Origin of the sequence: Sinomicrobium oceani, from assembly GCF_900119185.1 — a bacterium.
Taxonomy (GTDB): domain Bacteria; phylum Bacteroidota; class Bacteroidia; order Flavobacteriales; family Flavobacteriaceae; genus Sinomicrobium; species Sinomicrobium oceani.
In genome coordinates, this window is record NZ_FPJE01000020.1 from 66,586 (window position 1) to 78,752 (window position 12,167).

General features: G+C 37.9%; 6 protein-coding genes. All 6 read left to right on the plus strand.

Annotated elements, in window-relative coordinates:
- Positions 1-100 precede the first annotated feature (100 nt).
- The 6 genes from BT112_RS16420 (at position 101) to BT112_RS16450 (ending at position 12,115) form a co-directional block, all read left to right on the plus strand.
- Positions 101-3,595, plus strand: a complete 3,495-nt coding sequence (locus tag BT112_RS16420) for an RHS repeat domain-containing protein (protein WP_072318468.1) — start codon at positions 101-103, stop codon at positions 3,593-3,595.
- 17 nt (positions 3,596-3,612) lie between these two features.
- Positions 3,613-8,124, plus strand: a complete 4,512-nt coding sequence (locus tag BT112_RS16425) for a DUF6443 domain-containing protein (protein WP_072318469.1) — start codon at positions 3,613-3,615, stop codon at positions 8,122-8,124.
- Between the two features lie 2 nt (positions 8,125-8,126).
- Positions 8,127-8,597, plus strand: a complete 471-nt coding sequence (locus tag BT112_RS16430; RefSeq protein WP_072318470.1) for a hypothetical protein — start codon at positions 8,127-8,129, stop codon at positions 8,595-8,597.
- A gap of 405 nt (positions 8,598-9,002) precedes the next feature.
- Positions 9,003-10,853, plus strand: a complete 1,851-nt coding sequence (locus BT112_RS16435; protein WP_139276279.1) for an RHS repeat domain-containing protein — start codon at positions 9,003-9,005, stop codon at positions 10,851-10,853.
- 423 nt (positions 10,854-11,276) lie between these two features.
- The gene (locus tag BT112_RS16445; RefSeq protein WP_072318473.1) at positions 11,277-11,582 is read left to right on the plus strand and encodes a hypothetical protein; all 306 of its coding nucleotides are present in this window, start codon (positions 11,277-11,279) and stop codon (positions 11,580-11,582) included.
- Positions 11,583-11,623: 41 nt separating this feature from the next.
- Positions 11,624-12,115 carry a hypothetical protein gene (locus tag BT112_RS16450; protein WP_072318474.1) on the plus strand — a complete coding sequence of 164 codons (492 nt, stop codon included), beginning with the start codon at positions 11,624-11,626 and terminating at the stop codon, positions 12,113-12,115.
- The last annotated feature ends 52 nt before the right edge of the window (positions 12,116-12,167 follow it).

Here is a 12,167-nt window from a genome sequence, read left to right on the forward strand (position 1 = left end):
TCTAGCACTATCCTACATTTTCATTTATAAGAGGTCTGAATTAAGCGAACAACATAATTTGATAAGTTTTAAGTATTAATATGAACTAAAATACTTTTTGATGAAAAAAATAATTTTATGTTATTTCAAGAATAGCCCTGTGATGTTGGTTGTGACATTTTTTTTTACAGTTACTGGTTTTGCTCAGGATAATCTTTCGGCACTACTTCCGGAAGTTGTTCCAAATGCACCGAATGCATCTTCACTTTTTAAGTTTGAGAACTATGAAGTAAACTTGTACAGCGGAATCCCTGATATTAGTATACCGCTATACACTATTGTTATGGGAGAAATTGAAATTCCCATAGCGCTAAGGTATCATGCTTCTGGCATTAAAGTAGCAGAGAATGCAAGTTGGGTTGGGCTGGGTTGGGCTTTAAATACCGGAGGTGAAATTACCCGACAAGTCAATGGAGGTATTGATGAAAAAGGATATTTGATTAATGAAATCAAGAAAAGCACCGATATTGATATAACATATCCGAATGCCTCTGATCTTTATTATGTTAGCACGGCATCTGATGGAAGTGAAGATTATCAACCTGATATTTTTTCATATAATTTTCCTGGAAGATCCGGGAAATTCTTTTTTGATGGTACAGATAATAATGTGGTAAGGTTAATGCCTTATGCTCCTGTTGATGTAGATGCTAGTTTTACAGGAAGTATGTCCTTTAATATAGTAGATGAAAAAGGATATTTATATGTTTTCGGAGAAAGATACAGAGATATAACTAACTCTTCAAATGGGGGAGTTGAATCGATATCGCCATCAGCATGGAAATTAGAGGATATCATTAGTCCTAATAGGCAAGATACCATATCATACGATTATACAACATCTTCATATACAACTTTTGAAGGGACCACGGACTTAATAACTGTTGAAGATAACGTATATCAATACATGTCAGCTCCGTATAACTATGTCCCCGCGACTTCGAATATATCAAGATACTTGGGAACTTCAGTTGATGAGGCTAAAGTCAGTGAAATTAAATTTAAAAATGGGAAAATAGTATTCGAATTATCCCCATATAATCGGGAAGATTTGGCAACTAAAAGCTTGAACAGAATTATTATTTATTCTAAGAATTTTCAAGGGCAATTTGAAAAGCAAAGAGAAATTGAATTTAACTATTCGTATTTTATAAATGGTACAGATAATTTGACGAAAAGGTTAAGGCTTGATGCGGTGATAGTAAAGGGTAAAGATAATGTTGATGAAGAAATATATGGTTTTGATTATAACTCTTTGATGTTACCAAGAAAGACTTCACGTGCCCAGGATTATTGGGGGTATTATAATGGTAAAGCAAACTCTACATTGGTGCCAAGAATGGAAATAAATTATATCTCCGGGATTAATGGAAGCGGATCTGGAAATACGCTATGGATTGGCAGTTCAGTTACGGATTCAAGAGCTCCTGTTGAATCATATATGAAAGCAGGATCTTTAAAAAGAATTACTTATCCGACGAAAGGTTATACTGAATTTGAATTTGAGGCCAATCGCTACGTAGAAGGTGGAGATGAAATGCTGGCAGGAGGTTTGAGAGTTAAATCGATTAGATCTTATAATCATCCTAATGATACTTCCCCATTAGTCCGGGTATATGAATACAATAGTGCCCGTCCTAATTTTCATTTGTCCAATTACTTATTTCAAACAAATCAGACTTACATGCGATATGTCACCATAAGCGGAGGTACAGCACTGAAAGAAACAAAAAGAGTACGAAATTTTGTTGCAAACCCTTCGGTAGATATTGTTACCTATGAAGGGATGATAGTCTCTTACCCTAAGGTAACTGAATATGTGATGGGGAATGGAGATGAGCCTAATGGAAAAACTGTTTATGAATATAGGGACCACAGTGATATTATTTCCTCATCGCAGGCCTCTCAGGTGTTAGGAAGACCTTTGATTATCAGTAAGTTTTATAATCGGGGACAGTTAAGTAATCAGAGTTTTTATGATTATGATCTATCTACTGATAGCTATAACATAAAAAAAAGTATATCATATACTTATTCGGCTTTTGATCTGACAAGGTATGAGAACATTGGATTTGTTGCCAGTCAGAGAAATGTAATTGAAGGAGCAGGAAAAACTTATTCGGGCGGAGAAGCAGATATAAGATATGTATATAGTAACTATGTGATGGAATCGGATGACAATTATTTGGTTTCGAAAACAGAAACCGGGTATGACAACCCTTCTTTTCCTCATTCTGTGAGAACGGTTTATGCTTATGATAATATAGAACATCAGCAAATTACGAGAAAATCTATTACTAAAAGTGACGGAACGAAGGAAGTAACGTTAATAACATATCCTTTGGATTATAGCTCCGGAACATCATTTATTGATGTTATGCAAAGTAACCATTGGAAAGCTTATCCAATAGAAGAAGTTACATATTTAGAGGATAATAATAATTATTCTGTCTTAAAAGGTACTATTACTAAGTATTATGATACCGGAAATGGTAGAGGTAAGCCTTCTGAAAAACTTTTATTAGAGAGCGATAAATGGTTCCCTCTTAGTGATTTCAGATTTTCTAATCGATCCTCTTTGGGAGTACTTCCTCCTTCGGGGACTGCTGCTGTTTTTAATCCTGATCCTCATTATAATAATCGAATATCTTATGACTTGTATGATGATTATGGGAATTTGCAACAGTTTCATATTCCATATGGGATAAGTACGAATTTTTTGTGGGATTATGAGGCACAGTATCCTATAGTAAAATGTGATAATGCAAACAGTGAGCAAACAACTCATTCATCAACGGCGTACAAATCTGTATTGTTGCCTGCTGGTCCGAACTCTAAAAAAATGTATTTCACTGTAGAGCGTACAGGTGACATAAATGTTAGTATACAATTTGACTTAGTTCCGGAAGTAGGGTCTATGGCTAAGATTTCTTGCCATCTTACAGGTCAAAACTATTCAGTTATTAAGAATTTGTGTATTACAAATGGGGGGAGTAGTTGTGGTACGACTTCTTATAGTGCTGTTTTCGCTAATTTGGAACCAGGGGATTACGAACTTAATTCAGAATTATTTGATTGGACTAATTTAAATAGTGGAATCAAGATAAATATGAATTATCCAACAGTTCGGACAGAAGATATTCGGGAATATCTTTTTTTGAATTTTGAAAAGTCTGAAACAACGGGAGAAGCTCATACAGGAACCGGATTCTTTGTAGGAGATTATACTGTGAATTTCTCTTTGCCAAATAGTCGGAAATACGTGTTGAGCTATTGGTATAGGGAAGGTGGGGTTTGGAAGTATAGCGGAGAATTACCATATCTGGGGCCTTCTGCAATACTTGCCAAAGGAGATGCGATTGATGACGTACGCATTCATCCAAAAGATTCTCAAATGTATACATATACCTATGATCCTTTGATAGGGATGACCAGTAAAACTGATTCTTCGGGTAATGTTATTTACTACGAATACGATTCCTTTAATCGGCTAAAAGCTATAAAAGATGGAGATGGAAACCTGTTGTCCGATCAGCGATATAAATATAAAAACTAATATAATATCAACCGGCAATGAAAAATATATTATTACTTTTTGTGTTATTGATCATTAGTGCTGAGGTATTTTCGCAAAATTGTCCTCCTGGTACATTGTTATGGTATCCCGATGGGGATGGGGATGGATATGGAGAATCCGGTTCTCCGGGATTTTGTTCGGCAACCAGACCCCCCGGATATGCTGCTAATGATTCTGATTGCGATGATAGTAATCCAAACATACATCCTGGTGCAATCGAAGTATGTGATGGAGTCGACAATAACTGTAACGGACAGATTGATGAATCCAAACCTTCTATGCCAGAGGCTCCTACGATTACAAACAATTGTGGAAATACGGTATTGACAAGAGGTACTCCTCCAGGTAATACTACATGGTATTGGCAGAGTAGTGCTAATGGAACTAGTATGTTAAATCCTTCGGTTAATATCACCCTTACGAGTGGTACTGTATACTATTTGAGAGGATGGGGAAATGGTTGTTGGGGGCCCTCGCGAAAAATAGATTATATTGTAAAAGGCCCTTCACCCGGTACTCCAACGGCTCCTGACATCATCAAAAATTGTGGAAGCACTGTTTTAAAACGGGCATCACCTCCCAGTGGGGTTACTTGGTACTGGCAAACAAGTTCTACAGGTAACAGTACCGCCAATTCTTCCGAAAGCATTGTACTTACCAGTGGAACTACATATTTTTTAAGGGCCCGAAACAATGAGGATTGTTGGAGTTCGGCACGTAGGATTGATTATACCGTTGAGCAAGCGACACTTTGGTATGCGGATTTTGATGAAGATGGCTTTGGTGATCCGAATACTAGCAAAAGTGCCTGTACTCAACCGGATAACTATGTAAACAATAATGAAGATGCCTGTCCGGATATAGCAGGACCTAATGGAGGATGTCCGGAAAATGCATATACTGCACCTGTGTTGAGTAATGAGAATTATATTTATACACGTACTTATCAAAGAGGCATGAAAACTCCTGGCGGAATTACTGTAAATAGTGATGTTACCGAACAAGTTCTATATTACGATGGCCTTGGTCGTCCAAAACAGGATATTGCCATAAGAGCAAGTCCTGATAATATGGATATAATAACCCATATAGGATATGACATTTATGGACGGCAGGATAAGGAATGGTTGCCTTACAAAGAAGATAATGGGGATAAGGGTAGTTACAGGGGAAATGTTTCTTCTTCCGCCAGGCAATATCATAAAGCACATTATCCGGATGATTTTGGGAGCCTGACAGGAGACCAGGTAAATGCCTACTCCCAAAAAATTTTTGAACCTTCTCCTCTAAACAGGGTGTTACGACAGGCAGCCCCCGGGGCAATATGGAAAACGGGGAATAATCATGAGATTAAGTTTGACTACCAGTCAAATACTCACAATCCTTCCAGTCCTAATAATACAGCCAATGATAATGTAAGACTTTATCGTGTAACTTACGTAAATGGTAATATTGATGCTCCTCAGCTATCAGGTGGCAGTACCAATTATTATGAAGCGGGAGAACTTTATAAACTGATAACGAAAGACGAAAATTGGGAAAGCGGAAAGGATCATACTACAGAAGAATTTAAGGATAAGGAAAACAGGTTGATATTAAGGCGGACATACAATAACGGATCATCCCACGATACATACTATGTATATGATTATTACGGGAATCTTACTTATGTTATTTCTCCTAAAGTGAGCACTTCTGATGGGATTTCTGCCGCAGAACTGAAAGAACTGTGCTACCAATATAAATATGACTATAGGAACCGGCTGATTGAAAAAAAGGTGCCCGGGAAAGAATGGGAGTTTATTATATATAATACCCTAGATCAACCTGTCATGACACAGGATGGGAACCTGAGAGCTCTGGGGCAATGGTTGTTTACCAAATATGATGTATACGGAAGAGTACTATATACCGGTAAGATAAATAATTCTAACTCCAGAACAACTCTGCAAAATACTTTTAATGAAGCGGAGGATCAATATGAATTAAAAACAGACCAGGCTGTCTTAATAGCCGGGACAGATGTATATTATACTAATCGAGCCCAACCTCAGAATATTGTAGAAATATTTACTATTAATTATTACGATGACTACGAATTTGATAGTGCAGGTTTGAGTCTTCCTGTTAATGTATTTGGCCAACCGGTAGACCTCAATACCAGAACATTTTCTACAGGAGGTAAGACACGGGTTTTGGATACGGATCATTGGATTACGACTATTACAGCGTATGATAAAAAAGGAAGAATTATTTATTCGGCTGGCAAAAATCCTTATCTGAATACTACCGATGTTGTAGAACGCAAGCTTGATTTTGTAGGCAGGGTATTAGAAACCAAAACGACCCATTCCAAAGGTAGCAATTCTGCAATAGTAACTATAGATAAGTTTGAATATGACCATACAGGACGTTTAATAAGACAGTTGCAGTGTCTGGATGAAAATTGTGGGGAGGAAACCTCTGGAAGTAACCTTACTTTTGACAGTATAGTAACAACCACTAAAAATGAAGTAGCCAGTAATTCCATCACTTTAAAACCCGGCTTCCATTTCAAGGCCACCAGTAGCGCCAGCTTTAGTGCTTCGATCAGCATTCCCGGCGAACTTATCGCCGAAAATGTCTATGATGAATTAGGGCAGTTAACGGAGAAGAAGGTGGGGAATACGCCCCAAAACCCTTTACAACGCATAGCATATACATACAATGTGCGGGGATGGCTGACGGACATCAACGATGTAGATCATCCTTCGGGAAAGCTGTTTAACTTCCAGATCAATTACAACAAGAGCCGTAGCGGGGTGGTTGATCCTTTATACAATGGTAACATAGCAGAGACGTATTGGAAAACAAGCAATGACAATACCATGCGACGTTATGCCTACACCTATGATGCATTGAACCGCATCACCTCCGGGAAGTTTAACGGCAGCGGGCAGACGGACCGTTATACGCTAGAAGGTATTACTTATGATAAAAATGGTAATATAACGGGATTGACCCGTAACGGTCATCTTGTAGCCAACCCTGATAAAAACAATGCCGACCATTTCGGAGAAATGGACAAGCTGACCTACGCCTATCATAACGGAGGCAACTTTTTGGTCAAGGTAACTGAAGCTGCAACAGCCAGTAAAACCTATGGATTTAAAGACGGTAGTAATACGGATAATGATTATGCCCGGGATGCTAATTGCAATACGACCAGAGATAGGAACAAGGGGATTACAAGCATTACCTATAATCATTTAAATCTTCCTACCCAGGTCAGTTTCGGAAGCAATAAAATTGCTTATATTTACGATGCCTCGGGAGCCAGATTAAAGAAGGAGGTCACCCAGGGAAGTTCTGTGACAGCAACGGAGTATGCGGGGAATTATATTTATGAAAACGGGCAGTTGCAGTTTTTTAATACCCCGGAAGGTTATGTAACCAAAGAGAGTGGTACTTATACATATATTTACCAGTATAAGGATCATCTGGGGAATGTACGGTTATCCTATTCTAATACGGGGACAACAAGTGCCCCGCAATTGGAAATTGTAGAGGAGAATAATTATTATCCTTTCGGGCTTGAACACAAGGGGTACAATAATGTTATCAATGGTACGGAAAATAAGTACCAAACGTATCAAGGTCAAGAGCTCGAAGAAGAGTTAGGGAAAAACACTTTAGCCTTCCAATGGAGGGATTACGACCCAGCAATCGCACGCTTCAATAAAATCGATAGGTTTTCTGAAAAGTACTATGACCAATCACCTTATAGTTTTACCAAGAACAACCCTATTTTATATGCTGAAGTAAAAGGAGATAGCATAAGAGTGAGTTTCCGAACAGGGTTTTTAGGAATTTTTGGAAAGAAAGTTACACTAACCTATGATTCTGAAAACCAACAATGGAATGGTGCTGATGGAAAGCAATATACAGGAGAAACGAGTAAGTTCGCAGATAGAGTACTTGGAGATTTAAAGAAAAACCAAGAGAATGTACTTGGAAACGAAATCGTTTCTAATTTGGCTAACGATAGCTTCGACCACTTTGTTAAAAAAGGTAGCCCTAATAATAATACCTATAGAAGTGGTAAAAACGGCAGACTAACACAAAAGGACTTAAATATTTATTACAATGGTTCTACCAGTGATGATGGTCAGAAAATATTCCAAGGAGGAAAATCAGGAAGCACACCTGGATATGCTGTTTTAGGTCACGAAATGGCGCATAAATATTCTCTAAAGAGAACTGCAAATAGTCGTTGGTTTGGAAGCGGTGCAGACGCAAGAGGTGTTGATGAGTACAATGCAATGTATTATGAAAATGTATTACGAAGTGCAAATGGATTGCCTTTAAGAACGCACTATACCGAGAATAACGGAAGTTATCAGGGTCAAATACTCAATAGTGCAGGTGCTTTACAACCGCCACCAACAGCTCTTTCTACCCAAAGTGCACCATCTATGCCAGCGGTACACGCTATACTAATCGTCAATCAATTTTTAAATAGATTTTAAAGATGGTAAATAAAAAAACAACTTTATTAGTTTTATTCCTATTAGCATTAGGACTGCTTATATCTTGCAACTCGACTAAATTGATAAATGAAAACATTGGCGACAATCAAATTACTATTAGTTTGACAGAATGTGGAAGCTATGAGGTTAAAAACAATCAAGTAACAATTGGTTATGCTGTTAAGCGTTTTATTGTAGAAGTTGATAGGGTAAAGGAAATAACAGAATTTGAAAGAAAGTTAAGAGTAAAATATAAAAACAAATTCAATAAAGATTATAGGGTTTATACTTTTACTACGGACAGAGCTGGAGATACTATTTTAATGACCTTGTTTTTGTCATCAAAGCAAGTTGAGAATAACCCTAACTGGAAATGTCAACTACAAGAGGTCGGTACTTATCCTAAAAGGTCAGTATGGGTTGACTATAATTGCTCAAAAAACCGCTTTAAAGTCCCTGGCGACCCAGATTAAATGAATATGAAAAAACAAGAAGAGGTTGTCTAAAAAGGCAGCCTCTTTTTTTTGTTATAAGGTTTTGTGTTTGTAACTTTAAGCATGAGCCGAAAAGTCACCTGGAAGATCTACGACCAAGGGCAGTTGAGCCTGCTTCCCCCGCTCTACGAAGTGTTCTGTGCTCTGCGAAGGTCTCCGACTTCGCAGCTCACTGCACATCAAGGACAGGCCAAAACGTCATGCTCCTCTCTGAGGGGCTTCCAAAACGGTGTTTTCATATGGTTGAAGCATGTTCTTGTAATTTGTTTAAGCCTTTTCATTGACCATATCTTTGCAGCAATAAATGAAGGAAGACTTGTGAGAATTGAGATACGCCACAGAGAGGCGTTTTTCATTTTTTTCTTTTCATAGAAGGCTTAGGCTGTGAAGTTGCAAACTCCGCAGAGCGGTAATCCTTCAGGTAAATTGTTTAACTTCCAGATCAACTATAACAAGAGCTGTAGCGGGGTGGTTGATCCTTTATACAATGGTAACATAGCAGAGACGTATTGGAAGACAAGCAATGACAATACCATGCGACGTTATGCCTACAGCTATGATGCATTGAACCGCATCACCTCCGGGAAGTTTAACGGCAGCGGGCAGACGGACCGTTATACGGTAGAAGGGATTACCTATGATAAGAACGGGAATATAGAACATTTAACCCGCAGGGGACACGTGAACAGCGGCGCCACTTCTTTCGGGGTGATGGACAACCTGGCTTATACCTATGATACGGGTAACAAGCTTTTAAAAGTAACGGATAGTGGTAACAAGACCTACGGATTTAAGGACGGGACCAATACGGGCAACGATTATACCTATGATGCCAACGGCAATTTACTGACGGACGCCAATAAGGGGATCACCGGGATTAGCTATAATCATTTAAACCTTCCTACCCAGGTCAGTTTCGGGAGCAATAAAATTGCTTATATTTACGATGCCTCGGGAGCCAAATTAAAGAAAGAAGTTACCCAGGGAAGTTCTGTGACAGCAACGGAGTATGCTAATGGGTATATCTATGAGAACGGGCAATTGCAGTTTTTCAGCCATCCCGAGGGGTATGTAACGAAGGAAAATAACACATTCAAGTATGTGTACCAGTATAGGGACCATTTGGGGAATGTACGGTTATCCTATTCCAATACGGGGACAACAAGTGCCCCGCAACTGGAAATTGTAGAGGAGAATAATTTTTACCCTTTTGGTTTGAAGCATAAGGGCTATAATGAAGGAATATCCCCAATAGGAAACAGTGTGGCCCAGAAATGGAAATATAATGGTCAAGAATATAATGAGAGTCTGGGGCTTAATACAATAGAAATGACCTTTAGGCAATATGATCCAGCAACTGGTAGATTTAACGTGATTGATGCTGCTTCTGAGTTAGCCCAGAATTGGACTCCGTACAGATTTGGATTTAATAATCCTATTCTGTTTAGTGATCCTTTGGGCTTATGGGAAATTAGAAACGGTAATTGGTACACAGATGATAAAAAGGATATTCAGAGATTTTTGGATATGGTATCTATGGAAGATGCATTTAATGGAGGTGCATCCATCGCTCAAATAGATAAGTTTGTAGGAGAAGAATTTAGAGGGTCCGGTGGGAGATTGAGTGACGGAAGTATTCTATTGGACGGAGAAAGCGTTGCAATTGACAAGAGTGGAAAAGCCAGTGATTTGAGTCCAAGGCAGGTAGATCATATACAAAACCAGGTGTCAACATATGGTTCTCATTGGTGGAATGAAAAATCATCTTCTTATAATAATCCTTGGTATACTTATAAATATTACAGAGAAAGAAGTTGGGAGCAAAATGGAGGAAGTTTTCCTGGCATCGCTTTAGGTTCTTACGCGGCAGGTCAGGTCAGCAATTTTTTATATAACAATGAGGGATGGTTTAGTTTGACCCAAGCAAAAAGATATGGTCATGGATTTCATGGAAATCAATTCACGGAACGGCGCGTAACTATTGGAAATTTGTCTAAATGGATAAATACGGGGGGGAAAATGCTTGGAGCCTATGGTGTATATAGCACATATAACGAATGGAGTCAAGGAAAGTTAACAAATTTAGGAGCAGCATATATAGGTGGTGTGGATGCCGCAGCATTGGCAAGAGGGAATGTTTATTTAACCGGTTGGAGTTTTGGAACAGGATTAGGAAAAGGAGTTGTTGAAAGTAATTGGTATTTTAATGCAGTACATAACGCACCAAATTGGTAAAATCATGTGGTTTCATTATTTTTTTTATTTTTTATATAATCATTACGGTAAACCAAAATGGAAAGAACAAAATATTCCATTTTTTTCAACGGTTTTAGGAATCGCGGCATTACAGATAATTAATTTTGCTGCAGTTAAGGATTTTATTTTGTTCCACTTATTGAATAGTAGAAATCTGTATTTCAAAAATGATACTTTCATTGTTCCGACAGTTTTTATAGCATTTAACTTTTGGTATTTTTGGCATGGCACGCGATATAAACATATATTAAAACAATTTAACAATAGGACAAAAGAAGAGAAACAACCATATAGGATAGTGAGTTGGATATACATTGTAGTCTCAATATTGTTTGTTATATTGATGGGGTATACGGTTCGTAATAATATTAAATGGTGGTGATTTTCTAATACAAGGACCACTTGGGGAACGTGCGACTATCCTACTTCGATCAGAACGGAGACGGGGTTGTAAGGATCTCGGAGATCATACAGGAAAATAACTACTATCCCTTCGGAATGGAGCACCGTGGGTACAACTCCAATATCAATGGGGTAGAAAACAATTTTATGACCTACAATGGGGTAGAGTATGAAGAATCCCTAGGATTGGATATTTACGAGATGAACTTTTTGGTGCTAATGACCCAAATTTACTCACATTTGAAGAGACTTTTGAAAAGGATTTCAAGTCTTACCCATTTGAGTATACCGCGTGCACTGATTTAGCTAGTCGAGAGAATTTTGTTAGCTATTGGCAGGACGCCCAATTGCATTTTGACAGAATTAAAAATGTTGTTATTAATGAGTTTGAGACATATGGTATTTCCATCGAAAATGCATCCTTAGAACCTACTTTTTTATGCTCCTTATACGGCATTCAAGGGCGTTTAGATATACTAGAGTTAAACACAGAAAACAACTCTAAAATTGTAGAATTAAAGTCAGGCGGTGTCCCATTTCCTGATGATGGCGAAAGTATTAAACCAAATCATACAAACCAACTATATTTATATTACCAATTAGTAGCATTAGTTAATAATCTCAAATTTTCAGAAATAGCCACAAAAACAGATGGTTATATTCTTTATTCAAAGACTCCGAATGGGAATTTGAGACAGGATAAGCCAAACTTAAGAAGAGTTCAGTCTATTTTAAATCTTCGTAACAATATAATTATTAATGAATTCACTTTAGCATTAGATGATCTTGCCAAAACTGGATATTCCGGTGATGCTGACCCCTCATTCCGGCCATACTGACCCTCTAAGGATTTTGGTCAAAAAAATAAGTTACTGACAATATTACAGTTTT

Excerpts from the sequence above, each read along its gene's own strand:
- BT112_RS16420 (WP_072318468.1), top strand. The coding sequence starts at position 101 with ATGAAAAAAATAATTTTATGTTATTTCAAGAATAGCCCTGTGATGTTG.
- BT112_RS16425 (WP_072318469.1), top strand. The coding sequence starts at position 3,613 with ATGAAAAATATATTATTACTTTTTGTGTTATTGATCATTAGTGCTGAG.
- BT112_RS16430 (WP_072318470.1), top strand. The coding sequence starts at position 8,127 with ATGGTAAATAAAAAAACAACTTTATTAGTTTTATTCCTATTAGCATTA.